General features: G+C 47.4%; 28 protein-coding genes. 19 read left to right on the forward strand and 9 right to left on the reverse strand.

Annotated elements, in window-relative coordinates:
• The first annotated feature begins 73 nt into the window (after positions 1–73).
• Genes CWI82_RS00700 through hemF form a run of 6 tightly spaced genes read left to right on the forward strand, consistent with a single transcriptional unit; the run spans position 74 to position 4,660 of the window.
• Positions 74–1,162 carry a LysM peptidoglycan-binding domain-containing protein gene (locus CWI82_RS00700; protein WP_130202332.1) on the forward strand — a complete coding sequence of 363 codons (1,089 nt, stop codon included), beginning with the start codon at positions 74–76 and terminating at the stop codon, positions 1,160–1,162.
• Between the two features lie 39 nt (positions 1,163–1,201).
• Entirely contained in the window at positions 1,202–2,248 is a 1,047-nt protein-coding gene (gene dprA, locus CWI82_RS00705; RefSeq protein WP_130202333.1) for a DNA-processing protein DprA, read from the forward strand.
• Positions 2,249–2,250: 2 nt separating this feature from the next.
• Positions 2,251–2,724, forward strand: coding sequence for a DUF494 family protein (locus CWI82_RS00710; RefSeq protein WP_130202334.1), 474 nt, complete (start codon positions 2,251–2,253; stop codon positions 2,722–2,724).
• Positions 2,725–3,120, forward strand: coding sequence for a DNA topoisomerase family protein (locus CWI82_RS00715; RefSeq protein ID WP_130202335.1), 396 nt, complete (start codon positions 2,725–2,727; stop codon positions 3,118–3,120).
• Positions 3,121–3,173: 53 nt separating this feature from the next.
• Entirely contained in the window at positions 3,174–3,740 is a 567-nt protein-coding gene (locus tag CWI82_RS00720; protein WP_092857969.1) for an L-threonylcarbamoyladenylate synthase, read from the forward strand.
• Positions 3,741–3,742: 2 nt separating this feature from the next.
• Complete coding sequence (gene hemF / locus CWI82_RS00725) at positions 3,743–4,660, forward strand: oxygen-dependent coproporphyrinogen oxidase (RefSeq protein ID WP_130202336.1); 918 nt, start codon at positions 3,743–3,745, stop codon at positions 4,658–4,660.
• Here hemF and CWI82_RS00730 read toward each other — a convergent pair.
• Positions 4,657–5,064, reverse strand: coding sequence for a group II truncated hemoglobin (locus CWI82_RS00730; RefSeq protein WP_130202337.1), 408 nt, complete (start codon positions 5,062–5,064; stop codon positions 4,657–4,659). The genes hemF and CWI82_RS00730 overlap by 4 nt on opposite strands.
• On the opposite strand from CWI82_RS00730, the gene aroE reads away from it, so the two are divergent.
• Positions 5,063–5,887, forward strand: a complete 825-nt coding sequence (gene aroE / locus CWI82_RS00735) for a shikimate dehydrogenase (RefSeq protein ID WP_130202338.1) — start codon at positions 5,063–5,065, stop codon at positions 5,885–5,887. The two genes, CWI82_RS00730 and aroE, sit on opposite strands and share 2 nt — an antisense overlap.
• Positions 5,888–5,890: 3 nt before the next feature.
• On the opposite strand, the gene CWI82_RS00740 is transcribed toward aroE, so the two are convergent.
• Positions 5,891–6,211 (reverse strand): hypothetical protein, encoded by a 321-nt coding sequence (locus tag CWI82_RS00740; RefSeq protein ID WP_092857961.1) that lies wholly within the window; start codon positions 6,209–6,211, stop codon positions 5,891–5,893.
• 500 nt (positions 6,212–6,711) lie between these two features.
• Here CWI82_RS00740 and polA point away from each other — a divergent pair, with 500 nt between their 5' ends.
• Positions 6,712–9,489, forward strand: a complete 2,778-nt coding sequence (polA, locus tag CWI82_RS00745) for a DNA polymerase I (protein ID WP_130203173.1) — start codon at positions 6,712–6,714, stop codon at positions 9,487–9,489.
• 184 nt (positions 9,490–9,673) lie between these two features.
• Here polA and CWI82_RS00750 read toward each other — a convergent pair whose 3' ends face one another.
• Both CWI82_RS00750 and yihA read right to left on the reverse strand, forming a co-directional pair.
• Positions 9,674–10,585 (reverse strand): DMT family transporter, encoded by a 912-nt coding sequence (locus CWI82_RS00750; RefSeq protein ID WP_130202339.1) that lies wholly within the window; start codon positions 10,583–10,585, stop codon positions 9,674–9,676.
• Positions 10,572–11,210 (reverse strand): ribosome biogenesis GTP-binding protein YihA/YsxC, encoded by a 639-nt coding sequence (gene yihA, locus CWI82_RS00755; protein ID WP_092857957.1) that lies wholly within the window; start codon positions 11,208–11,210, stop codon positions 10,572–10,574. The genes CWI82_RS00750 and yihA overlap by 14 nt, the downstream gene beginning before the upstream one ends.
• 116 nt (positions 11,211–11,326) lie before the next feature.
• On the opposite strand from yihA, the gene CWI82_RS00760 reads away from it, so the two are divergent.
• From CWI82_RS00760 to CWI82_RS00770, 3 genes are all read left to right on the forward strand, one after another.
• Positions 11,327–11,953, forward strand: a complete 627-nt coding sequence (locus CWI82_RS00760) for a c-type cytochrome (RefSeq protein ID WP_092857955.1) — start codon at positions 11,327–11,329, stop codon at positions 11,951–11,953.
• A gap of 534 nt (positions 11,954–12,487) precedes the next feature.
• Entirely contained in the window at positions 12,488–13,015 is a 528-nt protein-coding gene (yihI, locus tag CWI82_RS00765; RefSeq protein WP_130202340.1) for a Der GTPase-activating protein YihI, read from the forward strand.
• Positions 13,002–13,466: a DUF2489 domain-containing protein gene (locus CWI82_RS00770; protein WP_130202341.1), complete on the forward strand. Its 465-nt coding sequence runs from the start codon at positions 13,002–13,004 to the stop codon at positions 13,464–13,466. The genes yihI and CWI82_RS00770 overlap by 14 nt, the downstream gene beginning before the upstream one ends.
• Before the next feature lies 1 nt (position 13,467).
• Here CWI82_RS00770 and CWI82_RS00775 read toward each other — a convergent pair whose 3' ends face one another.
• Positions 13,468–14,742 carry a metal-dependent hydrolase family protein gene (locus CWI82_RS00775; protein ID WP_092857949.1) on the reverse strand — a complete coding sequence of 425 codons (1,275 nt, stop codon included), beginning with the start codon at positions 14,740–14,742 and terminating at the stop codon, positions 13,468–13,470.
• Positions 14,743–14,911: 169 nt separating this feature from the next.
• Here CWI82_RS00775 and cysE point away from each other — a divergent pair, with 169 nt between their 5' ends.
• Both cysE and CWI82_RS00785 read left to right on the forward strand, forming a co-directional pair.
• A complete protein-coding gene (gene cysE, locus CWI82_RS00780; protein ID WP_092857947.1) occupies positions 14,912–15,727 on the forward strand; it encodes a serine O-acetyltransferase in 816 nt (271 codons plus the stop codon).
• Positions 15,728–15,803: 76 nt separating this feature from the next.
• Positions 15,804–17,000, forward strand: coding sequence for a tetratricopeptide repeat protein (locus tag CWI82_RS00785; protein ID WP_130202342.1), 1,197 nt, complete (start codon positions 15,804–15,806; stop codon positions 16,998–17,000).
• 36 nt (positions 17,001–17,036) lie between these two features.
• Here the strand turns inward: CWI82_RS00785 and CWI82_RS00790 are convergent, their stop codons facing one another.
• Both CWI82_RS00790 and CWI82_RS00795 read right to left on the reverse strand, forming a co-directional pair.
• The gene (locus CWI82_RS00790; RefSeq protein WP_055439451.1) at positions 17,037–17,243 is read right to left on the reverse strand and encodes a cold-shock protein; all 207 of its coding nucleotides are present in this window, start codon (positions 17,241–17,243) and stop codon (positions 17,037–17,039) included.
• Positions 17,244–17,445: 202 nt separating this feature from the next.
• Complete coding sequence (locus tag CWI82_RS00795; protein ID WP_092857943.1) at positions 17,446–17,994, reverse strand: hydrolase; 549 nt, start codon at positions 17,992–17,994, stop codon at positions 17,446–17,448.
• A gap of 122 nt (positions 17,995–18,116) precedes the next feature.
• Here CWI82_RS00795 and CWI82_RS00800 point away from each other — a divergent pair, with 122 nt between their 5' ends.
• From CWI82_RS00800 to CWI82_RS00815, 4 genes are read left to right on the forward strand one after another with little or no spacing between them, the layout of a single operon-like run.
• Positions 18,117–19,130 (forward strand): GGDEF domain-containing protein, encoded by a 1,014-nt coding sequence (locus CWI82_RS00800; RefSeq protein WP_092857941.1) that lies wholly within the window; start codon positions 18,117–18,119, stop codon positions 19,128–19,130.
• A 16-nt stretch (positions 19,131–19,146) separates the two neighbouring features.
• The gene (locus CWI82_RS00805) at positions 19,147–20,157 is read left to right on the forward strand and encodes a GGDEF domain-containing protein (RefSeq protein WP_130202343.1); all 1,011 of its coding nucleotides are present in this window, start codon (positions 19,147–19,149) and stop codon (positions 20,155–20,157) included.
• 58 nt (positions 20,158–20,215) lie between these two features.
• Positions 20,216–20,710, forward strand: a complete 495-nt coding sequence (gene purE / locus CWI82_RS00810; RefSeq protein WP_092857937.1) for a 5-(carboxyamino)imidazole ribonucleotide mutase — start codon at positions 20,216–20,218, stop codon at positions 20,708–20,710.
• A complete protein-coding gene (locus tag CWI82_RS00815) occupies positions 20,707–21,795 on the forward strand; it encodes a 5-(carboxyamino)imidazole ribonucleotide synthase (protein ID WP_130202344.1) in 1,089 nt (362 codons plus the stop codon). Before purE ends, CWI82_RS00815 begins: the two co-directional genes overlap by 4 nt.
• On the opposite strand, the gene CWI82_RS00820 is transcribed toward CWI82_RS00815, so the two are convergent.
• Positions 21,792–22,445 carry an alpha/beta hydrolase gene (locus CWI82_RS00820; protein ID WP_092857933.1) on the reverse strand — a complete coding sequence of 218 codons (654 nt, stop codon included), beginning with the start codon at positions 22,443–22,445 and terminating at the stop codon, positions 21,792–21,794. The genes CWI82_RS00815 and CWI82_RS00820 overlap by 4 nt on opposite strands.
• A gap of 10 nt (positions 22,446–22,455) precedes the next feature.
• The gene (locus tag CWI82_RS00825; RefSeq protein WP_092857931.1) at positions 22,456–23,067 is read right to left on the reverse strand and encodes a DUF502 domain-containing protein; all 612 of its coding nucleotides are present in this window, start codon (positions 23,065–23,067) and stop codon (positions 22,456–22,458) included.
• Between the two features lie 54 nt (positions 23,068–23,121).
• Here CWI82_RS00825 and CWI82_RS00830 point away from each other — a divergent pair, with 54 nt between their 5' ends.
• The gene (locus CWI82_RS00830) at positions 23,122–23,682 is read left to right on the forward strand and encodes a glutathione S-transferase family protein (RefSeq protein ID WP_130202345.1); all 561 of its coding nucleotides are present in this window, start codon (positions 23,122–23,124) and stop codon (positions 23,680–23,682) included.
• Between the two features lie 29 nt (positions 23,683–23,711).
• Positions 23,712–25,850: a prolyl oligopeptidase family serine peptidase gene (locus tag CWI82_RS00835; RefSeq protein WP_092857927.1), complete on the forward strand. Its 2,139-nt coding sequence runs from the start codon at positions 23,712–23,714 to the stop codon at positions 25,848–25,850.
• The last annotated feature ends 1 nt before the right edge of the window (position 25,851 follow it).

Below are 25,851 nucleotides of genomic sequence, written 5' to 3' on the forward strand. Positions count from 1 at the left end.
ATTCGCTAGTTTCATCTTGCGTGATTTTAACGTAATTTGGGGATGAACACACGGTTTTACAACGGAGCATAAGATGACCAAATGGCAATTACCGGCGATTGCGCTAATCGGTTTTCTGCTAGGCACACCACTGCATGTTGCCGTGGCGCAGTCGACTACCGCAGAACAAACAAAAGGCGATGTGCTGTCGTTGCGTGAAGACGCGCCGCAGGAATATGTTGTCAAAAAGGGTGACACGCTGTGGGATATTTCCGAGTTGTATTTAAATGACCCGTGGTACTGGCCTGAACTCTGGCGCATTAACGAAGACGTCAAAAACCCGCATTTAATTTATCCAGGTGACCGGTTATTGCTGATTTGGGTTGATGGCAAGCCGCAACTGACTCGAAAAGAATACCGCGCGTTGTTGCCGCAGGGCGAGTTAAAAGATAAAGGCGAGCCGATTCCAACGTTTTCACGTGAGATGCTGGCGCCGTTATTGACCGAACATCGATTATTTAACGCTAGTAAGCTCAGTGATTTGCCACAAATACTGGGTGATAATCGCGGTGCGCCGCGCGTGAACGGTATGTTACCGGTGTTTATCAAAGGCGCCGTTGAGAAAACGACTTATAGCGTGTTCACGCCAGTTGAGCGCATCGAACAGGGTGAGTTACTGCGCTATGTCGGCGACGTCGACATCACCTACAATAGTGGTGATATAGCCGAAGGTGAACTGAGCCGAATTCAGCGAGAAATACGTCGTGGTGACTACTTGTTAGAAACCAAACCGTTGAATCTGCCTGCTGTGATTACGCCAACCTCTGGTGCTAAAACTGATGGTCAAGTCATCGCTTCGCTCAACTCACGAAAAGAGCAAGGTAAATACGATGTTGTTGTGCTCAACAAAGGCGCCAATCATGGTGTTGCTGTGGGACAGATGTATCAAGCGATTCGTCCGGGCTCGACTATTTTTGTTGAGGGCGAAGAAATAAGCTTGGTGAATTACTATAAACCAGCAGATGATTTATCACGTTTTTGGCGCAACACAGTGCAATTACCAGCGTCGGCAACGGCTGAGATGATGGTACTTGAAGTACAAGAAGAAACCAGCTTCGCGATAGTGTTGCGCTCACGTGAGTGGCTGTCGGTAGGTGATTACTATATTCCTAAGCAACTCTAAAACACGAGTCGTCTTAATCAACAATCGGAGGTTATCAGCATGGATGCTGAAACCGCAACGACGTTACTGGCGCTTGCCAGTGCGCCGAGCAAACATCGGAAGTTTTTACGTAGCCTAAGTTCGTTTGAACAAATTTCAGCTCATGCGAAGTGGCCCGATGCGAATCTTGTTCCTGCTCGTATCGAGCGATTACGGCTATGGGCTGAGCAGCCCAATTGTTATGCTATTCATTTGCGTGACCCACGCTATCCAGAAACGTTACGACATATTCATGACCCACCGTTAGTGCTATTCGCGCAGGGTGACTTGAGTTGTTTGAATGCCATGAGTGTTGCCATTATTGGCAGTCGCAACGTGTCGCCAGTGGGGCAGCATACTGCGGATTATTTTGCGCGCGGTTTGGCGCGTTCAGGTTTGGTTGTCAGCAGTGGGCTTGCGCTGGGTATTGATGGCGCTGCGCACCGTGGCGCTTTAGATGAAGGAAAAACTTTAGCGGTATTGGCAGCTGGCCCGGATGTTTACTACCCGTCGCGCAATCGGCAATTGCAGCAGCAAATCATGCAATCAGGATTAGTGGTGACTGAGTTTGCGCCAGGCACGCCGGCAAAACGTGATCATTTCCCCCGTCGAAATCGAATCTTAAGCGGACTTTCTCAATTAGTTCTCGTGATTGAGGCGAAACTTTATAGCGGTACGATGATCACGGCAGGGCTGGCGCAGGAGCAACAAAAAACAATTATGGCAGTACCCGGTTCAATCTGGGATGCGGCATTTACGGGGAGCTTTAAGTTATTGCAAGAAGGAGCCGGTATTGCAGTTTGTGTGAATGATATTCTCCATGAGTTGAATTTGCCAGAACTGCCCCCATCTCAATTGTCAGAAAAACATCATCAAATAAATTCGAAACGAAGCTTGGCAAACCGCCAATTGTTGGCTAATGTGGGATCAGAGGTCACTTCAATAGACACCATTGTGGCGCGCAGTGGACTGCCGGTTGCGATTGTTACAGAGCAGTTGGTGTTGTTAGAGCTTGAGGGCAGTGTGGTCTCAGTATCAGGCGGTTATATAAAAATGGGGAGGCGCTAACGATGTTTGATATCCTCATGTACTTGTTCGAGAACTATATACATTCGGACATGGAGGTTGTAGTTAACCACGACGAGCTAACTGACGAACTCACCCGCGCTGGTTTCCATCGCCAAGAGATTCATAAGGCACTCGCTTGGTTAGAACGCTTGGCTGACTTACAAGACAGCCATGCCTCACCGTATGTCAATAAGTCCGAGAGCAAAAGTACACGGGTCTTTACGGCCGATGAAGTTGCGCGACTGGATTGTGCCAGCCGTGGTTTTTTAATGTACCTAGAGAGCCTTGGGGTATTGGACTTCACAACTCGCGAAATGGTTATTGACCGAGTGATGGAGCTCGACACCCAACAGTTTACGCTCGACGATTTGAAATGGGTTGTGCTGATGGTGCTGTTTAATGTACCAGGCCACGAAGACGCCTATGATCAAATGGAAGGCTTACTGTTTGAGGAACCCGAGGGTTTATTGCATTAAATGACCGATAACTTCTTGGAACCACAGTCGCTGGGCGTGCCTTGCCCCCGGTGTCAGCGCGATCTGCAACTTAAAAAGGGCCGTTATGGCTTGTTTGTTGGTTGTAGTGGTTATCCCGACTGCGATTATATGACGGCGGCTGATTTTGACCCTGGTACCGATGCACTTTGCCCAGTTTGCCAAACCGGTAAACTGGTGCAGAAAACGAGCCGTTTTGGTAACTCGTTTTACGCTTGTGACCATTTTCCTACATGCAAATACTCGGTGAACTTACCGCCCGTTTCCCAACCTTGCCCAACCTGTCAATTTCCACTGCTATTGAAGAAGAAAACAGCAGCTGGCGAACGGCTGATTTGCGCAAATGATTCCTGTGATTACAAATCTTCGTTAAAATAGCCCAACTTTCACGAATAATCCGGCATTTTGAAGTATTGGAAGAGACCACCGACATGACTGAACAAACAGACCCATGGTTATTGGCGAAGCAAGCGTTCGCTAGCGGCGAGTTGCTGGCGTACCCCACCGAAGCCGTTTTTGGTTTGGGGTGCGACCCGCGCAACGGCGCTGCGGTCAATAAACTACTGCAAGCGAAACAGCGTCCGCAAGAGAAAGGACTGATCTTACTCGCCGCCGATTATAGTCAATTGGTGGGTTTTGTTGCCGATCATAAAATTCCACAGGATAAACGGTTCAGCGTATTTTCTAATTGGCCGGGCCCAGTCACCCTGTTATTACCAGCGGCAGATAACGTGCCGGAATGGTTGCGCGGCGCGCACGATCAAATCGCTGTGCGCGTTACTGCCCATGAACCCGCTCGCCAGCTCTGTAAAGCACTCGGCAGTGCTATTGTTTCAACTAGTGCGAATATTTCGGGACAACCTGCGCTGACCACAGCATCAGAGGTGCGCGAAACCTTTGGCGACAATATCGCTTGGGTCATGGATGCGCCAACCGGCGGTGCACTGAAACCTTCGCGGATTATCGACCCATTGACGAACAAGGTTATTCGGGATTAAGCATGCATGATTCGATGTTAGAACAGGTCAATCACTACCTGAAAAGTTTGCAAGACAAAATCTGTGATGCACTTGAGCAAGCTGACGGTAAGAGTACCTTTAAAGAGGAAGCTTGGCAGCGCCCAGGTGGCGGTGGTGGTCGCTCGCGCGTGTTGCGCGATGGTGCTGTGCTAGAGCAGGGTGGCGTCGGCTATTCACATGTTTTCGGCGAGCAAATGCCGGCATCGGCAACCGCACACCGACCAGAGCTTGCCGGACGAAATTTCAATGCGTGCGGGGTGAGCTTGGTGATGCATCCGCGCAATCCCTATGTACCCACTAGTCACGCCAATGTTCGTTTTTTTATTGCTGAAAAAGAGGGTGCTGAGCCGGTTTGGTGGTTTGGGGGTGGGTTTGATCTCACCCCGTTTTACCCATTTGATGATGATATCAAACACTGGCATCAGGTTGCTTACGACGCGCTGCAGCCGTTTGGTGATGAGCTCTATCCTAAGTTTAAGAAGTGGTGTGATGATTATTTTTGGCTGAAACACCGCGACGAAACTCGCGGCGTTGGTGGCCTATTTTTTGATGATTTAAACCAGCGTGGATTTGACGAAAGCTTCGCAATTATGCGCGCTGTGGGTGATGCCTATCTTGAGGCTTACCTGCCAATTATTGCTCGTCGCAAAGACACCCCATATGGTGAACGCGAGCGGGAGTTTCAGCTGTATCGTCGCGGTCGCTACGTTGAATTCAACCTCGTTTGGGACAGAGGAACGCTGTTTGGTTTGCAAACGGGTGGACGCACTGAGTCAATACTCATGTCAATGCCGCCGCTAGCGCGTTGGGAATATGGTTATCAACCTGAATCAGGCAGCCCCGAAGCAAAACTTTATACGGACTATTTACGCCCGCGTGACTGGTTAACTGAGCTTTAGTCGGTATTAATCATATGATGCGCCAATTGCGTAAAGCGTTGGCGCAGTTGCATTTTGAGTAACTCGTCGTCAACTTGTTCATCAAGCACTTGGTACATACACAGCAACCACTGATCGCGCAATTTTACGTCAATGGTAAAGGGCATGTGACGAGCACGTAAGCGCGGATGACCATACTTTTCTTCGAATAGTTGCGGACCACCGAACCAGCCACTTAAAAACTCATAAAATTTCTGGTGAATTGCGGTCATTGGCTGTGGGTGAATGGCTAACAAATCTTTTGCGCGTGGGTCACTCTCCATGACATCATAAAATCTCTCTGCCATGGCGCGAACTGCTGTTTCACCGCCAAGCTGGTCATAAATTGATTTTGGGCCTGTGCCCTTACGAAGGAAGTTAAACATGGCGATATATACTGTCTTTGGGAATCCGATTGCGCATAGTTTATCACCCCAAATACACCAAGCCTTTGCTCAGCAGAGCGGGGTAGAACTGAATTACACGCGCAGTTTAACATCACAGGCTCGCTTTCGCCGAGCGGTTGCAGAGTTTTTTCGACATGGTGGTGCAGGCGCCAATGTCACCGTGCCATTTAAGCAACAAGCTTTTGAACTGGTCACTTATGTCACCGCGCGCGCACAACAAGCAGGTGCTGTGAACACTTTGGTGCCGTTAGGCTACGGCCAATTGCTTGGCGATAACACCGATGGAATTGGTCTGGTTCGTGATTTACAACGCAATTTAGGGCAGACTCTTGCTCACCGCGATGTGGTTATTTTGGGAGCTGGCGGCGCGGCACGTGGCATCATTGCACCCTTGCTGGAGCAGGAGCCCAGTAGCTTAATCATTGCCAACCGCACTGAGGAAAAGGCCCAAATTTTGGTTGAACAGTTTGCCAACTCAAAACTTCAAGCGTGTCGCTTTTATGAATTAGCGATTCCAACCGGAGCGATCGTGATTAATGCAACCAGCGCCAGTCTCGCTGGTGAGAAACTTCCCGTAGCACCCACCGAGTTAGCGCATGCTACCTGTGCTTACGACATGGTTTACGGCGCACAACCAACCGTATTTATGCAGCAAGCACAGCAAGCCGGCGTTTCAGTCATAAATGATGGATTAGGTATGCTGGTTGAACAAGCAGGCGCGGCATTTCAAATGTGGCATGAAGGCGCCGAACTAGATACGCAGAAAGTTATTCAGGAAATACGTGAAAGGCTCGTTGGTTGACGTTTAGTCGCGCAAAACAATATCAGGACTGAGGTCGACGTCGCCCTCATGATTGACCGTGGCGAACTCACTGCCACGCCGAACTACCGCCGTTGGGCCGTCTTCGGTGTTACGAATAAAGGCTAAATCAAAGCCGAATTTTTGTAACTGATAAACCCCAAATTTTTGGTCCATCGACAATCGATCCCACCACTCCGACTGGTTCAGAGCAATGCGACGCCGCTCAAACTCCTCGAGTTGGCGCAGCTCATCTTTTGTCAACTTCATCGATTCTATTTCCATGGGGCCACGTTTGGTTAAGTATTCATCAGTAACAAGCATCATATAGATAGTACTCATTCAACACTAGTTCAGATTGCTTTTGCAAGAACTATGACAAGCAGTATATAGAAAAAGTAAGACGATGTTGATTCCTTTTACGCATATGGCTTTTTGATAACGCGCAAAAATTGTTCTAAGAAAATCGCATTTGGCACTAGCAATCGCCGATTAATGTGATAGTCTTCTATTTCGATTCAACGAGAATTGACAGAGCACGCCGTTACCTTCCAAGTATGTGCTAAAAATCAGTTTCCACAACTGAACCAAAATAAAAATAAAACGCTGTCAGGGATTCAGACGTACTGCGAACCCCTTGTATTTCAAGACGTTTATCAAATCCAAGTCACCAGAGATCTAAGATCTTTCGCTGGTGGGTTTTGTCGTTTTCAACAGACTTATCCACAGCCTTTTCACAGTTTGCTCAACGGCGCCAAGTGGCGAAGATCGTGAACCTGTGGCATGCTACACAGCAATTCTTAGTCGCAAATTTTGAGATTGCATCCATGGCAACAGCAACACCATCAGTACCCGAAAACCCGTTCATTCTCGTAGACGGTTCATCGTATTTATTTCGAGCATTTTATGCGCCCCCGCACTTGACCAATTCGGCAGGTGAGCCGACGGGTGCAATATACGGTGTCGTCAACATGCTCAGAAGCCTTTTGAAAAAATATAAGCCGTCGCATATGGCGGTGGTGTTTGATGCCAAGGGTACGACATTTCGCAATGAAATTTACGCTGAATACAAAGCTCATCGTCCGCCGATGCCTGACGATTTGCGTCAACAGATTGAACCGTTGCATCAAATCGTCAAAGCGCTCGGGCTTCCGCTACTGTGCATAGATGATGTTGAGGCCGATGATGTGATTGGCACTTTAGCCGAGCAAGCGGGAAAAGAGGGGCGATTTACCCTAATTAGCACCGGCGATAAAGATATGGCGCAGTTAGTAAATGATCACGTCATGCTAATTAACACCATGACTGACACGTTATTGGATTATGACGGTGTAGTGGCCAAGTATGGTGTGAAGCCAGAGCAGATGATTGATCTCCTGTCATTGATGGGAGACAGCTCAGATAATATTCCAGGATTGCCTAAAGTAGGCGAGAAGACAGCGTTAGCAATGTTACAAGGCATGGCGTCTATCGATGCGATGTTGGCGGACCCAGAGGCAATCGCTAAGTTGGATTTTCGTGGTGCGAAAACCATGCCTGATAAGCTTCGCGAAAATACGGATATTCTGTTGTTATCGCGCGAGTTGGCAACAATTAAACTCGATGTCCCGTTGGAATTGAGTCCTGACCAGCTGACGATTCAGCCAGCGAATCGAGATGAGCTTATTCAGCTTTATAAACAGTGCGAATTCCGCCGTTGGCTAGCAGAAGTGATGGATGAAGGTGCGGTCACGGACCAAGTGTTGGGACACGAACAACCGACGGCGTCTAATAATGATACACCGGTGAGTCATGACGACTATGAAACGGTGACGACCGAAGCGCGTTTTAAGCACTGGTTGAAGGACCTAGAGCAAGCGGAATACTTCGCTTTTGACACTGAAACAACCAGCTTAAATTACATGGAAGCTGAACTTGTGGGTCTCTCGTTTGCTATCAAGCCTGGTCAAGCTTGTTACATTCCAGTCGCTCACGATTATCCTGGCGCGCCTGAGCAACTCGATCGTGCTTGGGTACTCGAACAATTGAAACCGCTACTTGAATCAAAGCAGCCGAAGTTAATTGGTCAAAACTTAAAATACGATAGCCATATACTGCGCCGTTACAACATTCGTGTGGGCGCCATTCATAACGACACCATGCTGGCGTCGTATGTATTTAATAGTGTTGGCTCGCGTCACGATATGGACAGTTTGAGTTTGCAGTATTTAGGTCACAAAGCGATTTCGTTTGAAGACATTGCTGGCAAAGGCGCGAAGCAATTAACCTTTAATCAAATCGGCTTAGATCAAGCCGCCCCTTATGCGGCAGAAGATGCTGATGTCACTTTACAGCTGCATCACAAGCTTTGGCACGAAGTAAGCCAAGCGAAGTCGTTATTGAATGTTCTGCAAACCATTGAGCTGCCCTTATTACCGGTGCTGGTAGATATGGAGCAGCGTGGGGTGCAAATTGACGCCCCGTTACTGGCAAAACAGAGTCATGAAATCGCAATGGAGCTGCAGCAGCTCGAGAAAAAAGCTTACGACATTGCTGGTGAGGAATTTAATCTGAGTTCAACCAAGCAATTACAGACGATTTTGTTCGACAAACTGCAATTACCAGTGCTGAAAAAAACGCCAAAGGGTGCACCTTCAACGGCCGAAGAGGTGTTACAAGAATTAGCACTCGATTATCCGCTACCGGATGTCATTATGCGTCATCGCGGATTGAGTAAACTGAAGTCAACGTACACGGACAAGTTACCGAAAATGGTCAATCCGCGCACGCATCGCATCCATACCTCATATCACCAAGCAGTCACAGCGACCGGGCGGTTGTCATCGAGCGATCCGAACCTCCAGAACATTCCGATTCGTACTGAAGCGGGGCGCCGTGTTCGCCAGGCTTTTACTGCGCCGGCCGGTTATAAGATTATGGCGATTGACTATAGCCAAATTGAGTTGCGCATTATGGCACATCTGTCGCAAGACCCAGCGCTGGTTGAAGCGTTCTCAAAAGGTAGAGACATTCACAAAGCGACAGCCTCAGAGGTGTTTGGTGTGGCATTAGAGCAGGTCACGAGTGAACAACGCCGCCGTGCCAAAGCGGTTAACTTTGGTCTGATTTACGGTATGTCTGCGTTTGGGCTTGCGCGTCAGCTCGATATTCCTCGCCAAGAAGCACAAGATTATATGGATAAATATTTTGACCGATTCCCGGGCGTATTGAAGTACATGGAAGACACCCGAGCGCAAGCGAAGCGTGACGGTTACGTTGAAACAATTTATGGGCGCCGTTTGCAACTTCCAGAGATTAAGTCGCAGAACGGGATGCGTCGTAAGGCGGCTGAGCGAGCGGCAATCAACGCACCTATGCAAGGAACAGCAGCTGATATTATTAAGCGCGCCATGATTGCTGTGGCGGACTACATTAATACACAGGTACCTAAAGAAGATGTGCATATGATCATGCAAGTGCACGATGAATTGGTTTTTGAAGTACGAGATGACAAAGTAACTGAATATCAGCAAAAGCTTGCCGAGATCATGGAGCAAGCCGCGGAACTTAAAGTGCCGTTAATTGCCGAAGCAGGTGTTGGGAACAACTGGGACGAGGCGCACTAAAAATAATTTCAGAAAAATGAAAATTTTTTTGAACTATTTTTTGAACAGCCAGTCTGAATCAGTGAAAGGCGCATTAAACGAATCGAGTTCGTTTGTCATTACCTTTCTGAGATGTTCTCTCCCTGGATTGTAAGAACTTTTGCCCGGCTTCATGCCGGGCTTTTTCTTTCTATAGCCCAAACGTTTATGCGGTCGGTGCAACGCGAGGTTTTCGAGCGCGGCGATTCGCAATAAATACACCCGCTAAAATAGCCGCCATGCCAACAGCGTGCTCAACCAAGAACGGCTCACCATCAATGACCCCGAGTATTAATGCAACAATCGGAATGAGATAAGTAACAGAGCTTGTGAATGTGGTATCTGTCACTTTTACGACGGTATTAAAAATTACCAATGCCATTGCCGTGCCGACAACACCGAGGATTAAAATGGCCGAGAGCGAGAAGTATGCGTCGGGCTGGGTTCCGAGTTGCTCAATAAACGGTGTAGCGAATAGCAAATAAACTAATGCCGGAGGAGCCACGAGAAACAGACTAACCCCAGTAATCGTGAGCGCGCCTAAATCAGGTATATGATGCTTAATCAGGTTAAGATTTATGCCGTAGCAAATCGTTGCCACAACAATTAGCAAAGCGTAAGTATTGAATTGAAATTCACCACTCGCATTAGCGGTGATTAAAATAACTGTGCCTGCCAAGCCTATCAAAACCCCAATCCATTGCTGTACCACGACGATTTGATGAAAAACGAGTACGCCTATCAACAACGTGGCCAACGGAGTAAAGGTGTTAAGCACACCAGTCACACCGCTCGGTAGCTCTGTTTGAGCAAAAGCAAATAAAAAAGCCGGGATAAAACTACCCACTAAACCCACGGAAATGAGCTTAGGCCAGTGGTGACGTTGAACGGTTTTAAAGCGTTGCATTAAAAACGGTAACAGCACAAAGCCCGCTGAGGCAATGCGAATAGCCGCGAGTTGATCAGGCCGAAATGCAATCAGACCTTTTTTGATCAAAATAAACGAGCTGCCCCAAATCATAGCGAGCAGCAATAGTAATAACCAAGCTTTTAATGGTGGCGTTTCATTCTGCTGCATCGGTGTTAACCGTTGCGTCTGCTGGCGTGTTGAGCCAGTTAGAGAGAATGACTTCAACTTGCGGAAGGCCGATTTTGTTGTGCGAGGAAAACATCTCTACTTGCACACCGTCACCAAACACCAGCGCTGCTTCGCGTGCTTGCAGTAACGTGCTTTTACGTTGGCTTGGCTTTAACTTGTCGGCTTTTGTCAGCAATACCAACACCGGAATACCGCAATCGGTTGCCCAATGCAGTAAATCCTGATCGGTATCACGGTACGGATGGCGGATATCCATCAATAATACGAGACCGCGCAGTGACTGACGTTTTTGTAAATATTCACTCAGAGCGAGGTTCCACTTTTCTTTCACCTCAAGTGGAACTTTGGCGTAGCCATAGCCTGGCAAATCGATTAAACGTTTATTCGGTTGCACCTCAAAAACGTTAATAAGCTGCGTTCGCCCCGGTGTTTTACTGGTGCGCGCGAGAGCTTTTTGGCGGGTGATGGTGTTTAATGCACTGGATTTCCCGGCATTCGAACGCCCCGCAAAAGCGATTTCGACCCCTGAATCTTCAGGCAATTGTCGAATATTTGCGGCACTCGTGATAAATTTTGTGGGCTGAAAGTTTAACGTGGTATTCATAAACGTATTAGGCGACCTCATTTGAAACCACATAGTAGCATGATTAGACGTTTAATCCTTACAACTTTTGTGTAAAATAGCGTCTGTTACAACTACCCAGAGCAGAGATATCGATCATGAAAAAAATCGCAATGTTCGTAGGCCTGTACCTTGGCTTAACTGGTATTGCCATGGCAGCAACTGGCGATGCGGAAGCAGGACAACAGAAATCCGCAGTATGTGCTGCGTGTCACGGGCCGGATGGTAATGCGGCATCTGATATGTATCCGAAAATTGCTGGTCAGCACGAAAGCTACCTGTTGAAGCAGCTGAAAGATTATAAACTCGCTGCAGATACTGGCGGTGAGCAAGGTCGTGCTAACGCGATCATGCAGGGCCAAGTGATGATGCTCAGTGAACAAGATATGGCTGACTTAGCGGCATATTTTGCGTCACAAGAAATGGAAGGTGGTGCAGCACCAGAAGACGTGATTGCTGCAGGTAAGAAATTGTTTGCAGCAGGCGATGAGTCTCGCGGTATCGCCGCTTGTGCAGCATGTCACGGTCCGCGCGGCGACGGCATGGCGTTAGCTAACTTCCCAAATATTTCAGGTCAACACGCTGCATATACCAAGCAACAGCTTGAATTATTCCGTAGTGGCGAGCGCGCTAACGACATGAACAATATGATGCGTGATGTAGCGAGCAAGCTAACCGATAAAGATATCGAAATTTTATCTCAATATATTCAAGGCTTGTATTAATCAAGCGATTAGAAAGGCAGCGAAAGCTGCCTTTTTTGTTTTTTTGTTGCAAAAAAATGTAAGAAAATCCTTTGAAAATAGTGGGTTTGTCTAAAAAGTTATAAAGATTTTTGTTTTTAGAACATAATAATCATTGATAATTCGGCACGAATCAGTACTCTGAATGCCATTGGATTTTCTGGAAGCCACATATTATAAGGCTTCGCCAGTAATCAGATTTAAAATCCAGGGAATAACAACACGGCCAGGAGGCCGACTTTTAACCAAGCAGAATAAAAATAATAGAGCTCGGTTAATGCGCATAGATAATAACAATAATAATAAAAGACTCACGGACGTTATAATTAAAAACATGGAAGATAATGACAACCGTTCTCGAAATCGCACGTGCGCTGTGTGAAAGAATGAGAATAAATCAGGCGATGGCAACATCGCCTTTTTTATTGCCTGCTAGATCAGTTAAACTATACGAGACGTTTGCAAGCATAATAAGCTTAAGCCAACGTATTCAATTTAACTGTTCTGGAAACACACATGACACGCGTCAAGAAAACCCGCAAAACCGGCCCGCTCGCTCCAGCCAAAAAAGTTCAAAAGGATTGGGAGCAACCGAAGGTAAAATCAGCACCGCAGAAACCGACGCACAAAACCAAAGGGCGTAAGCCAGGTAGTCGTTTTAATCTGCCGTCAAATCAGACGAAAGGTCAGGGCGCAGGTGGTAAACAGCAACCACAAGACCCGCGTCATGGTAGTAAGAAGCCAATTACTCTCGTCGACCCAAATCAAGCAACACATTTTGTGCAGCAGCCTAGCTTTGATCGTAAAGCCGCGCTGGCTGAACTAGCCGCTATTGAGAACGACGAGCGTCTCCAAGCACTACTAGAACGTGCAGAAGACGGCGAAACACTAAATGCCAGTGATACAAAGTACATGGAAGAGCGTACTGAGAGATTCGCACAGCTTGCCGAACAACTCGGTATTGAGCTGGATGACGGCGAAGATGACGATTTCGACGACTTAGACTTCGATGACGACTTTGAGGATGACGATGACAGAAGCTAACTTTCCAGTGTGGGTGTGGTTTGCCATTGCTTTAGGCAGTGTCATTATTGTTGGCCTAGCTTTTTATGCTGGGCGTTTGCTGGCGCAACTAAAGGCGCAAAACCAGCGTCGCGACCAAGCTTTGGCAAAGCGAAATGAAAACCTACACGAAAGTATTGTCACAATTGCAAAGGCGATGGAGCAGGGACAATGCCCTTTGTCCGAGGGCGCGTTGCGCTTGGTGGTATTGCTTGATTTACGCGTCGAGTCTACGCAAGCCGGTTATGCTAAAAAGTATCCGTCGTTACACGATATGTATGAACGGATAAAGCACATGCCGACTCATGAGGCGCGCAAGCAGTATCCAAAAGCTGAAATTCGCAAAATGGACAATGAGCGAGAGGGCTACGAAAAAGAGCTGGAGAACGTCATTTTACAAGACGTCCGCCAGCTCTTGAAAGATTTCGCTTAGGTTATTGTTTGTAAACAGTACCGTCTTTCACTACCAAATTGATATTGCTAAGCAGGGAGATATCGTTCAACGGATTTCCCTGTACGGCAACCACATCGGCACGTTTACCCACTTCAATCGTACCTATATCCGTCACGCCAAGAAGTTTGGAAGCTTCTGCGGTTGCACTGCGAATAGCAACTAATGGCGGCATACCGGCTTCGACCATGTAAATAAACTCGCGATAGTTTTCGCCATGATCGTAGACACCGGCATCAGTACCAAAGGCGATTTTAACACCAGCTTTGTAGGCTTCAGCGAACGTACTTTGAATCTTTGGACCAATTGCCGCAGCTTTTGGACGCACTAACTCTGGGAAGAAGCCATCAATTTTGGCACGATCAGCAACCGAGCGTCCGGCCGTAATTGTTGGCACGTAATACACGCCCTTTTTCTTCATGGCACGCATGACTTCTTCGTCCATATAAGTGCCGTGCTCAATGGAATCAACACCGGCTTCAATAGCGCGAAGCATGCCTTCTTTACCATGCGCGTGTACTGTGACCTTCATTTCATAATCTTTTGCAGTATCAACAACGGCCTTTAGCTCATCCATCATGAACTGCGGGTTATGACCACTTTTGGCAACGCTTAGAACACCACCAGTCACGGTTAGCTTGATCAAATCTGAGCCGTCTTGATAACGAGCGCGAACGGCTTGACGAGCTTCGTATGGGCCGTTAAGAACACCATCCGCTGGTGTTGGCGTTTCGTATAAACCAGCATGTGCGCCATTGGTTGGGTCAGCGTGACCACCGGTGGTTGCGAGCGATTTACCTGCAGTATAAATACGTGGGCCAATCACTTTACCGGCATTCACAGCGTTACGCAGCGCGATACTCGCATTGTATGAATCACCTAAATCACGAACTGTCGTGAACCCAGCCATCAAAGTTTTCCGAGCATAATTAACGGCATCTAAAGTCACATCCGGCGCACCTTTGGTAAATTTATTCATATAGCTACCAGGGCCGAGCTGTGAGGTTAAATGCGTGTGCATATCAATGAAACCAGGCATCACCGTGCCGTCTCGACGGTCGATCACCACGTCGCCTTGCTGTGGTTGTTTAAAACCTTTTTCGATCGCTTTAATGGTGCCTGCATCAATTACGACAGTCATCTCAGCTTTAGGATTCGCTTGAGTACCATCAATTAAGGTACCCGCATAAATAAGCGTGTCGGCATGAGCTGTTGAAGCCAAGCCTAACGCCACAGATACTGCTAATAATTTCCGCATGTGATTTACCTCGTTTTATTTTTGCTATAGTCAACACAGTAGCGAGTAATTGCTGTATCGGCAACGAACCGGTGAGCATTTAACCGCTTAAACTGAGTGAACTGACGCAACGATGATTAAATCTTGGTATAATACCGCTCTTAATGACACCGATTAGGCAGTACATTTCATGTTCAAACGCGTTCGAGAAGATATCCAAAGTGTTTTTGCCCGCGATCCTGCGGCGCGAAATGCTTTTGAAGTGCTCACCACCTATCCAGGGCTGCATGCCATTTGGTGGCACCGCTTGAGTCATAAGCTGTGGACGTGGCGTTGGTATTGGCTGGCGCGTTTTGTATCGACGATTTCGCGTTGGCTCACCGGTGTCGAAATTCATCCAGGTGCGAAAATCGGACGCCGTTTCTTCATCGACCACGGGATGGGTGTGGTGATTGGTGAAACCGCTGAAATTGGTGATGATGTCACCATCTATCATGGCGTTACACTCGGCGGTACCAGTTGGAATCAGGGCAAACGCCATCCGACGCTTGGCAACGGCGTCGTCATTGGTGCCGGCGCTAAAGTACTTGGCCCGTTAGTGATTGGTGAAAACGCACGCATTGGCTCTAATGCCGTGGTGGTGAAGGATGTTCCCGCCGAAGTAACCGTGGTCGGCATACCGGCCCGTGTTGCGCGCAGTGCTGCCACATCAGAAACCTCAGAAGTAACGAAGCGTCGGCAAGAAATTGCGAAACAGTACGGTTTTGATGCATATGCCATTTCCGCAGACAACCCCGATCCTGTCGCAACTGCGATCGGTCGGATGTTAGATCACGTACACTTGCTTGACCAAAAAGTGAGCGATTTATGTTGCGCGGTTAACAAGCTTGGCGGTAATGTATGTGAAGAAATACCGGATGTAGATTTAGACGATATGGACTTCCTTCAAGCAGAACAGGAAGCAGCTGAACGTCGTCAGCAAGAGAAGCAGCAGGAAAAACAGTAAAAAAAGAGGGCAGCATCAGTCGAGCAGGTTATGGCGACTCACTCTTGACGATATCCAGTTGCTAGCGGAGGTAATCATGAAGCTAGCAAAAACACTACTCACCGTTTTATCACTGTCAGTGCTGGCCGGTTGTAGCAGCCAAGCAGCAATGAATTCATTGATAGAACACCATCAAAACGCGCAAATGCCGAGTTTGAATAGCGCGTTATTTGCGCCACAACAATCTGTTGTTTCGGCCCAGCAATTATTTGCTCTAACGGCTTCGCAACAGCATGACTTCTTGCTTGATTACAACGGGCGCCTGAGCGATTTACCAGAACATGAACGCATTAGTGCATATCTGCATGATTTAACCTTTGGGTTTAATTATAAAGAGCAAACCTATACCGCTAGCGAAGCCTTTGCACTAAGCGCCGGTAACTGTATGGCCTTGGCGATATTGACGAAGAGTTTGGCTGATTTAGTTGCAGTGGAAATAAAATTCCAGCGCGTCACTAATGCCCCAGTGTTTGATCGCAATAATAATGTGGTGTTGGTTTCTGATCATGTCCGTGCGCGCTTGTACAAGCCGTATGAAGCTAGCCAAGATAACGAAAACAATACTCTGTTGAAGCGCGCTTGGGTAGTGGTGGATTATTTTCCGTCTTCAGCATCACAAAATGCGGAGATGATTACCGACACCCAGTTTCTCGCGCTGTATTATCGTAATCGTGCCGCTGAATTGATGGTTGATGGTCGTATTGATGATGCCTACGCTTACGCTAGTGAAGCGTTAAAATACACGCCTAAAGATAGTGAAGTCATCAATATCTTGGGGCTGTTGCATGGCCGTAAACAGGATAGCCGGAGTGCCGAACAACTATTTAGCTATGCATTAAGTTTGGATGCTGACAATCTTAACGTGTTGCACAATTACCAAGCGCTTGCAAAGCGTCAGCAGCGAACTGATTTAGTGGCTGAGCTTGAACAGCGCATCCAATCGATACCAGAGGCGAATCCATACGTCTGGATTGCGTTAGGCGACGCAGCATTTGAGCAAAATCAGTTAGAAACTGCGATGATGATGTACCGGAAGGCGGCAAAACAGGCACCTTATGTGCATGAAGCTTACTGGGGACAAGCACGCGTCTATGTCGCCCAAGGTGAGACACAACAAGCGCGTCGTATTCTTGACAAAGGTTTACGTGAAGCACGCATGTCAGCAACCAAAGGTCGGTTTAAAACCGGTTGGTACAGCTATCAAGAACAGGCACAAAAAAAGCCGCTCGATTGAGCGGCTTTTTGGAATTCTTCGCTAGAAGAAACGTAATTACATAGGAACTACGTTAGAAGCCTGTGGGCCTTTAGGACCTTGTTCGATAGTGAATTGAACAGTTTGGCCTTCAGCTAAGGTTTTGAAACCGTCTGATTGGATAGCAGAGAAATGTACGAATACGTCTGCGCCTTGCTCTTGCTCGATGAAACCGAAACCTTTAGCTTCGTTAAAGAATTTTACTTTACCAGTTACTGTAGACATGCTGTGATTCCTCGTATTGCATGTGAAAATCTAGGGTATTGCTAATAAAAATTACGTGTATTACTTGGGGACTTACAAAACGAGGTACAGCAATTGACTTCGTAACAGGCCACAATTAGACAGCCGAATTTTTCTAGCGACGGTCAGTATACGCTGATCCTACCCCCTGTCAATTAAAGATTTATTAACGCTTATAAGGGGTTTAGCCGCGTATCCAGTTCTTGGTGATGTGCCGGAACTGGTCAGTTCCTGAACGATATAACCATTCGTAGGCCGCCATTTCTGATGAAATAATCACCACGCCTTCTTGGCGCATACGTTTTAATGCCGTTTGTTTGTCGCTATCTCGGCGCGAACCAACAGCATCTTCCACCACGAATACCTGGTAGTCATCGGCAATTAAATCGAGCGCAGTTTGCAAAATGCAGACGTGCGTTTCCATACCCATCAATATGACTTGTGAGCGATTAATTTCGTTAATCGCATTTACAAAATTAGGCTCTTGCACGGCGCTGAAATGCAATTTCTCAATAACTTGCGCATTCTCAATCACACCAGAGAGGTCATCAACACTAATGCCGAGTCCCTTCGGATATTGTTCCGTTACCAGCACAGGAACATCTAATTCGTTCGCTATTTCACCAAGCCACCGCATACGCGCAATCAGTTGGTCGCGTTGGTGGATAACCGGTGCCAGTTTTTCTTGTGCATCAACAATAACAAGTACGCTTTGGTCTGCTTTCATCAGCATGGTGAAAACTCCGTTGAATCAAATTAAATGAATTATGCCGCAAAGTGATTGCTATTCCTAATGCTTGGCGATACTTTGACCACACAGGCAACGTAACAGGGAAAGTCAGAAGGACGCTGGCCATGCCGAATCAATCCGCCGATGCTCTACTGCAGAGCTTTCGTAACAAAGTCACCCGCAACATCGTGTGGGCAGGTGCTATTACGCAATTATTATTAGCCGGCGCGCAGCTCTGGCTAGCACATTATCTACAAGCGGTAATCATGTTTGCTGCCGCCGCAGTTCTCGGTGTTATTGCTTATTCTTATCGTCGCCAGCGCATTCCCGATTTTTGGCGCGTAATTTTCATGGCGTTACTTACCGCTATCTGTGTTGTTTCGATTCGAAATAATGGCACATTAGGTGTGTACTGGGCCTACCCATTGTTAGTCGCTAGCTTTTTTATGTTTCGTGATGGTTATGCCATTGCCTTAGCATCTGCTGTAACCATAGTGATGAGTATGGCGGCTGTACTTTACATGCCGAGCGGCGACGCCTGGCGTATTGCGGCCTCGCTGCTCGTTATTCTGGTTCTCGGTGGTGTGTTTGTGGTGATGCTTGGGCGTATGCAGAAACTTCTACACCAATTGGTGGTTACCGACACGCTTACTGGGTTACAGAATCGCCATCGCGTCAATAACGTCTTGAGTCAGTTAATTCATAACTTCCGCCGATATCATCGACCAGCAAGTTTAATCATGCTGGACTTAGATCATTTTAAACTTCTCAACGACAAACATGGCCATCTCTTTGGTGACCAAATGTTGAAGCAGTTAGCGGCGCGGTTGAAGAAAACGTTACGCATTAACGATCAGTTATTTCGCGTCGGTGGTGAGGAGTTTTTGGTGGTTATGCCCGAAACTGAACTTGAAGAAGCTGTAAAAGTTGCGGAAAAGTTGCGCTTAAATGTTGCCAACAACCCGTTTGATGGAAAAGATGCGCAAGCACACCTCACGGTCAGTATAGGGGTTGCGCAGTTACGCGCGGAACAAACTTGGGCAGAATGGATAAATACGGCAGATACTGCTTTACTTGAAGCGAAGCGCAAAGGTCGCAATCAAGTGTGTAAAGCAGAAAGTTACACCCCAACGGCTTAATTGAGAACGGATATTCATGAACTCGACGGCAGCAGCTCCCTCATTATCATTGAACTTATGGCAACAATTTCGCTTGGTAGCAATGCGTACCATCTATTTTGGTGTTGGCATTGTGATTGCTGTCCTCGCGGGGGTATTGGCAACGGAATCGCGCTGGTTGGAGTCTGGTGCTTTAGTAAGCGTGGCTTTAGCATTTATTCTCACGGGGGTGATTTACCGCAATGAATTAGCCCCGCAGTGGATTAACTTCCTCTTTATCTGCGCACTCGGTACGTTAGTTAGCGTATCAATGAAATCATCGGGCATGATGGGTGTGTATTGGATGTATCCAGTACTTGCCATGGTATTTTTCATGTTTGATCGCACCATCTTTGTGCTCGTGATTATGCTTATTTACGCGTTATTTGCGGCGGTGATGTACCAATTTTTACCGTTTGAATACGCATGGCGAATTGCGCTTTCTATGCTCGTTTTGATTGGCGTCGGCGCCGTCTTTTTAGTCATGATGAGCTACATGCAGCGCAACTTATCGAAACTGTATGCGACGGACCCATTAACCGGATTTTATCGCCGTGATTATGTGGCTGAAATGATGCAAACCGAGTTAGAGCGTGCAAAGCGCAATCAACAACCCGTTAGCGCCATGCTGCTTGATCTCGATTCGTTCAAAAACGTGAATGACAAATTTGGCTATATGTTTGGCGATGCCGTATTGAAAGAAACGGCCGCTCGGTTGGCTCGGTTTTGCCGCAAAAGTGATGTGATGATACGGCACGGTGGCGCTGAATTTTTAGTTATTTTCCCGAATACCCCTTTAAAGCAAGCCGCTGAAATAACGGGTGAAATGCTAGACAGCCTACGGCACGAACCATTCTCAGTAAAAAGCATGATGACCACCGTGACGGCAAGTGCTGGTGTGGCGGAATGGCGTAAAGGACAAGACTGGGGGCAATGGCTGGAACAAGCCGATGCTGCTATGGATAAAGCCAAGAGTCAGGGGCGAAATCGCTTGAGAATTGCGCAATAAATTTGCACCAATCGCTTGGTCTAGCTACAATTCGCTCCTTTGAAAAACGGAGCACCACATGGCACCTGTCTTGATCTTAATGGGTTCGCAGTCTGATTGGCCCGTCATGCAACATGCAGCACAAATGCTGAAAGACCTCGGCGTGGAATGGCGCGCTGAAGTTGTGTCTGCACATCGCACCCCGGATTTACTAAAAACCACCATGGAACAAGCCGAGCAAGACGGCGTTCCTGTGGTAATTGCTGGTGCTGGCGGCGCGGCTCACTTACCAGGAATGCTGGCCGCATTTACAGCTATTCCAGTGCTCGGCGTGCCGGTTCCAAGTAAACAGTTGAAAGGCTTAGATAGCCTATTGTCGATTGTGCAAATGCCAAAAGGCGTGGCTGTAGGTACGTTGGCAGTTGGCCCAGCTGGCGCTGCGAATGCTGGCTTGTTAGCGGCGCAAATTATTGGTTCGTTTGACGCAAACGTGCGTCAGCGTGTGCATGCGTTTCGCGAACAGCAGCGTGAAAAAGTGATGAATGGCCCGAAATTGGAGCTACCTGAATCATGAAAATTTTGTTTATCGGTGATGGCCAATTAGGACAAATGCTCGGTGCCAGTGCAATTAGCCACGGTCACGAGTGTCTACTCTTTAGTACCCGTAGCAACACCGTTAAACCACTCTCGGCGCAAATTGATTTGCAGTTGTCACTTGCCGACGCCATTGAATGGGCCGACGTCGTAAGCTGGGAACACGAAGATATTCCCGCAGATATTCTGGCGGCAGCTCATGATAAGTTTTTGATGGACCCGGCACGCATTAAAAGTCTGACGGATCGCCGTGCCGAAAAGAAGCTATTCGACGATTGCCGCGTGCCAACTTCACCGTGGCAAACTTATAACACCGCAGATGAACTTGAGAAGATTTTGAGTCAGGCCGAACAACCCTTAGTGCTGAAAGCTGCGCGCGGTGGTTACGATGGTAAAGGCCAGTGGCGTTTTCGTATGGCTGATGACCCAACTGCGTTGGCGCAGCAGGCGGGGCAAGCGCCAGGCATCGCTGAACATATGATTCCGTTTCAGCGCGAAGTCTCATTGGTTGGCGCACGCAGTAAAGACGGTAGCATTTGTTGTTATCCATTGATTACGAACGTGCATGATCGTGGCATTTTAAGTTACAGCCTGGGTGCGATTGATATCGTTGACGAACGCTTGCAAAGTCTAGCGGAAGACTGTTTCCGTAAACTTACTGATGCGTTGCACTATGTCGGTGTTTTAGCAATCGAGTTCTTCGTGGTCGGTGAAGGCGACGGTGCTCAGCTACTGGTTAATGAAATTGCGCCACGCGTTCACAACTCAGGTCACTGGACGATGACTGGCGCCAATAGTAGCCAGTTTGATTTACATATCCGAGCATTAACAGGCATGCCATTGCCACTACTGCGCTTAGAACCAACGTTGATGATCAACGTGATTGGAGCTGATCAAATACCCGCCGGCTTGTGGCACCATGCGGATACCGATTGTCATTGGTATAACAAAGAAGCACGCCCAGGTCGTAAGGTTGGTCACGTCAACATTCGCACCGCGAATCGTGACACGGCGCTAACGTGGGTTTCACAATGGGCAGAAAAATTGCAGATTCTCGCTGATTAAGCGAGAACTTTCTGTAGCCAGTTGTTGATGGCTTGTACCTGTTCACCACATACCTGATGTTGCATGGCAAAGCTCTGATACTCGGCATGATAACCATGTTCTTTCAACCATTGAAAGGCATGTTGCCCTAAGGCTTCAGGAACGACAGGGTCTTGCGAACCATGCTGTACTAAAATCGGCAAATCGTTATTCGCCGCATGTGGCGTGATGCTCTGGTGTGTTGCTAAATAAGTCGACAATGCTAACAGCCCGCATAACCGTTTCGGATAAGTCAAAGCCGCTTCATAAGCAACCGCACCCCCTTGCGAAAACCCTGCTAATAAAATGTTCTCTGCCGGAATACCGCGTTCAATTTCGCGTTCAATTAACTGATGTACAGCTGCCGCAGAATCACGTAATTGCTGTTCATCAACTTCACGGCCCAACGACATGCTCAAAATATCGTACCAAGCTGGCATACGCATGCCGCCGTTAATGGTGACCGGTATTTGTGGTGCATGCGGGAACACAAATCGAACCGCTACTGGAAGGGTTAAATGCGGCACTAATGGGGCAAAATCGTTACCATCCGCACCAAGGCCATGCAACCAAATAATCGCATGGGTTGCTGGTTGATTCGGTTCGATTTCTACGCAAGGAAGGTAAGACATGGGTACTCCACTAATTGTTGTCTTCAGAATTCTGTCGGTTTTTACCGAGCCCGCCACTAATGGTGAGTTGCATGGCATCTGCCGGCGACATATCTAATGCTTCGACACTATCACGCGGCACAATAATCATATAACCGCCAACGTTATAGCTCATGGGCAGAAATACAGCGATATGGTTTTCATCAAGCATCGCCGAGAGACGATCTTCTTTTTGACCTGGCTTTTTCGTCACAATGCCGATTAACTTTACATCCACCCCGGGTAAAGTGACCAAGACGACCGATTCATCAGAAAAACTTTTTCCCGACATTAAATCGAACACATCGGTAATGGTGCCGTATAAGCTTCGCAGCACCGGCATCCGTTGCATGATGTTGCCCGGTAACTCCCACAGCTTGTTGATGAATCGCCAGCGCGCGCTAAAGCCAATAATAATGGCGAGTACCAGGAAACTTAAGAAGGCTAAACCCGGGAAATAATATTTGGTTCCCAGAATGGATTCCCAAATTGGCCGTAGCCAAGATTCAATAGTCACTAAGAACCAATGAACCAAAGCAATTGTAACCACTAACGGCAGCAAAATTGTCAGGCCTTTGAGTAAATACTGTATTCCACGTTTCATTTTGGTAATCTCAAGCAGATTGAACGCATAGCTTAACGTCTTTTAGGGGGCATTATGAAGTTATTTGGTAGTTATACCTCACCGTATGTGCGTCATTGCCGTATTGTGCTGGCTCAGAACAACGACACCTTTGAATTTATACCAACGGATTATTCGCAAAGTGCACAGCAGTCGCCAACCCAGCGAGTTCCTTTTCTTCACGACGGTGACGTTCAGTTAACTGACTCAGCGGCGATTCTTCGTTATTTGCGCGAACGTCATCAACAACCATTTTGCGATAATGTTGCCGATTTTGATTTATTTTGTCTCGCAAATACAGCACTTGATGCCACGGTAAATTTATTTTTATTAGAGCGTGATAATATTACCACCAAAGATAGCCCTTACTTGCAGCGTCAGTACGATCGTATTCACACCATTTTGAAAGAATTAAATGAACGCGATTGGCCAGAAACGAATCAATACAGTGACGGGCAATTGCGCTTGGCGTGCTTTTTAAGTTGGGCCCAATTTCGTGAGCGAATTCAGCTTGCAGAATATCCGAATCTACAACAGTTTTTATTAGGTATGAATAATCAGCCATGGTTTGCAAATACGCATCCCGCGCTGAGTTAATAACAATAAAGAGGGGAGTTAATACACACATGAAATATTTAGCAGCTGTGGCTGGCGTAGCGTTATTAAGCGCCTGTTCGCCACAACAAGAAACACATACGGAGACCGCGGTGGATGCAAAACTGACGTATCCAATGACGGTTCGCGGCAATGTCACCGATGAATATTTTGGTACTGTTGTTGCTGACCCGTATCGTTGGTTAGAAGATGACCGCTCAGCAGAAACAGAAGCTTGGGTGAAAGCGCAGAATGAAGTGACATTCGAGTATCTTGAGCAGATCCCATATCGCGACAAAATCAAAGACCGTTTAGCCGAGCTGTGGAACTACGAAAAAGTCGGTGCGCCATTTAAAGAAGGCAACTATACCTATTTTTATAAAAACGATGGTTTGCAGAACCAATACGTGGTGTATCGCACCGATGCAGAAGGCAACACTGAAGTATTCTTAGATCCAAATACCTTCAGTGAAGACGGCACCACTTCGCTCGCAACCTTGAGCTTTTCAAAAGATGGTTCGCTAGCAGCTTACGCTATTTCTGAAGGCGGTAGCGACTGGCGTAAAATCATCGTCATTGACGTAGAAACCAAAGAGCAACTTGAGCCAACCTTGGTTGATGTGAAGTTCAGTGGTATTTCTTGGTACGGTAACGAAGGTTTCTATTACTCAAGCTATGACAAACCTGAAGGCAGTGAGCTTTCGGCTAAAACCGACCAGCACAAACTTTACTATCACAAACTTGGTACGGCGCAAGCTGAAGACCAAGTGGTATTTGGCGGCACTGACGCTGAAAAACATCGTTATGTGGGTGGCCAAGTCACTGAAGATGATCGTTATTTGATTATCACGGCGGCCGTTTCAACTTCGGGCAACAAGTTGTTTATGAAAGACTTGTCGAAGCCTGACAGTGAACTAGTCACCGTACTGGATCATACAGATTCAGATACCTACGTGTTAGATAACGTGGGTAGCAAGCTGTATTTAGTGACCGATTTGGATGCTCCGAACAAGCGCGTTGTAACCGTCGATGCGGCGAATCCGCAACCAGAAAACTGGCAAGATTTTATTGCTGAATCTGAGCACGTATTGAGCCCATCAACCGGTGCTGGCTATATCTTTGCCGAGTACATGGTGGATGCGATTGCAAAGGTCGAGCAGTACAACTACGACGGCGAACGCGTGCGTGAAATCGAACTGCCAGGCGTTGGTAGCGTGGGTGGTTTCAGTGCCAAGCGCGAAGCCGACGTGGTGTATTACACCTTCACCAACTACAACACGCCAGGCACCATCTACGCTTATGAACCAGATGCTGGTGAATCAAGCGTTTATGCCGAATCAAAAGCGCAGTTCGACAGCAACGCGTACGAGTCGAAGCAGGTATTCTACACTTCGAAAGACGGTACCAAAGTGCCGATGATTATCACCTACAAAAAAGGTATGGAGCTTGATGGCACCAACCCAACTATTTTGTACGGTTATGGCGGCTTCAACATCAGCCTGACACCAAGCTTCAGTATGACTAATGCAATGTGGCTTGAGCTTGGTGGTGTGTATGCGGTTGCTAACCTGCGCGGTGGTGGTGAGTACGGTAAAGCATGGCACAATGCGGGTACGCAAATGCAGAAGCAAAATGTATTTGATGACTTCATTGCAGCAGCAGAATATCTGATTGCGGAAAACTACACTTCAAGCGGCAAACTTGCTGTGCGTGGTGGTTCAAATGGTGGCTTGTTGGTGGGTGCTGTGATGACTCAGCGTCCTGACTTGATGCAAGTTGCACTGCCTGCGGTCGGCGTACTCGACATGTTGCGTTATCACACGTTCACGGCTGGCGCTGGTTGGGCATATGACTACGGCACCGCTGAAGACAGCAAAGAAATGTTCGAATACCTTTACGGCTATTCACCAGTACATAATGTTGAGTCAGGTGTTCATTATCCTGCGACAATGATTACTACCGGCGACCATGATGACCGTGTGGTTCCAGCGCATTCATTTAAGTTTGCTGCTGAGCTTCAAGCGAAAGACGCTGGCGCTAACCCGCAGTTGATTCGTATTGAGACCAACGCAGGTCATGGTGCTGGTACCCCAGTATCGAAAACTATTGAACAGTATGCTGATATCTACGGTTTTACACTGTGGAATATGGGTGTTAAAGAATTGAATTAAT

Origin of the sequence: Pseudidiomarina tainanensis (assembly GCF_004214835.1) — a bacterium.
GTDB lineage: Bacteria > Pseudomonadota > Gammaproteobacteria > Enterobacterales > Alteromonadaceae > Pseudidiomarina > Pseudidiomarina tainanensis.

Coding starts and splice junctions, on each gene's coding strand:
- CWI82_RS00700 (WP_130202332.1), top strand. CDS start 74: ATGACCAAATGGCAATTACCGGCGATTGCGCTAATCGGTTTTCTGCTA.
- dprA (WP_130202333.1), top strand. CDS start 1,202: ATGGATGCTGAAACCGCAACGACGTTACTGGCGCTTGCCAGTGCGCCG.
- CWI82_RS00710 (WP_130202334.1), top strand. CDS start 2,251: ATGTTTGATATCCTCATGTACTTGTTCGAGAACTATATACATTCGGAC.
- CWI82_RS00715 (WP_130202335.1), top strand. CDS start 2,725: ATGACCGATAACTTCTTGGAACCACAGTCGCTGGGCGTGCCTTGCCCC.
- CWI82_RS00720 (WP_092857969.1), top strand. CDS start 3,174: ATGACTGAACAAACAGACCCATGGTTATTGGCGAAGCAAGCGTTCGCT.
- hemF (WP_130202336.1), top strand. CDS start 3,743: ATGCATGATTCGATGTTAGAACAGGTCAATCACTACCTGAAAAGTTTG.
- aroE (WP_130202338.1), top strand. CDS start 5,063: ATGGCGATATATACTGTCTTTGGGAATCCGATTGCGCATAGTTTATCA.
- CWI82_RS00730 (WP_130202337.1), bottom strand. CDS start 5,064: ATGTTTAACTTCCTTCGTAAGGGCACAGGCCCAAAATCAATTTATGAC.
- CWI82_RS00740 (WP_092857961.1), bottom strand. CDS start 6,211: ATGATGCTTGTTACTGATGAATACTTAACCAAACGTGGCCCCATGGAA.
- polA (WP_130203173.1), top strand. CDS start 6,712: ATGGCAACAGCAACACCATCAGTACCCGAAAACCCGTTCATTCTCGTA.
- CWI82_RS00750 (WP_130202339.1), bottom strand. CDS start 10,585: ATGCAGCAGAATGAAACGCCACCATTAAAAGCTTGGTTATTACTATTG.
- yihA (WP_092857957.1), bottom strand. CDS start 11,210: ATGAATACCACGTTAAACTTTCAGCCCACAAAATTTATCACGAGTGCC.
- CWI82_RS00760 (WP_092857955.1), top strand. CDS start 11,327: ATGAAAAAAATCGCAATGTTCGTAGGCCTGTACCTTGGCTTAACTGGT.
- yihI (WP_130202340.1), top strand. CDS start 12,488: ATGACACGCGTCAAGAAAACCCGCAAAACCGGCCCGCTCGCTCCAGCC.
- CWI82_RS00770 (WP_130202341.1), top strand. CDS start 13,002: ATGACAGAAGCTAACTTTCCAGTGTGGGTGTGGTTTGCCATTGCTTTA.
- CWI82_RS00775 (WP_092857949.1), bottom strand. CDS start 14,742: ATGCGGAAATTATTAGCAGTATCTGTGGCGTTAGGCTTGGCTTCAACA.
- cysE (WP_092857947.1), top strand. CDS start 14,912: ATGTTCAAACGCGTTCGAGAAGATATCCAAAGTGTTTTTGCCCGCGAT.
- CWI82_RS00785 (WP_130202342.1), top strand. CDS start 15,804: ATGAAGCTAGCAAAAACACTACTCACCGTTTTATCACTGTCAGTGCTG.
- CWI82_RS00790 (WP_055439451.1), bottom strand. CDS start 17,243: ATGTCTACAGTAACTGGTAAAGTAAAATTCTTTAACGAAGCTAAAGGT.
- CWI82_RS00795 (WP_092857943.1), bottom strand. CDS start 17,994: ATGCTGATGAAAGCAGACCAAAGCGTACTTGTTATTGTTGATGCACAA.
- CWI82_RS00800 (WP_092857941.1), top strand. CDS start 18,117: ATGCCGAATCAATCCGCCGATGCTCTACTGCAGAGCTTTCGTAACAAA.
- CWI82_RS00805 (WP_130202343.1), top strand. CDS start 19,147: ATGAACTCGACGGCAGCAGCTCCCTCATTATCATTGAACTTATGGCAA.
- purE (WP_092857937.1), top strand. CDS start 20,216: ATGGCACCTGTCTTGATCTTAATGGGTTCGCAGTCTGATTGGCCCGTC.
- CWI82_RS00815 (WP_130202344.1), top strand. CDS start 20,707: ATGAAAATTTTGTTTATCGGTGATGGCCAATTAGGACAAATGCTCGGT.
- CWI82_RS00820 (WP_092857933.1), bottom strand. CDS start 22,445: ATGTCTTACCTTCCTTGCGTAGAAATCGAACCGAATCAACCAGCAACC.
- CWI82_RS00825 (WP_092857931.1), bottom strand. CDS start 23,067: ATGAAACGTGGAATACAGTATTTACTCAAAGGCCTGACAATTTTGCTG.
- CWI82_RS00830 (WP_130202345.1), top strand. CDS start 23,122: ATGAAGTTATTTGGTAGTTATACCTCACCGTATGTGCGTCATTGCCGT.
- CWI82_RS00835 (WP_092857927.1), top strand. CDS start 23,712: ATGAAATATTTAGCAGCTGTGGCTGGCGTAGCGTTATTAAGCGCCTGT.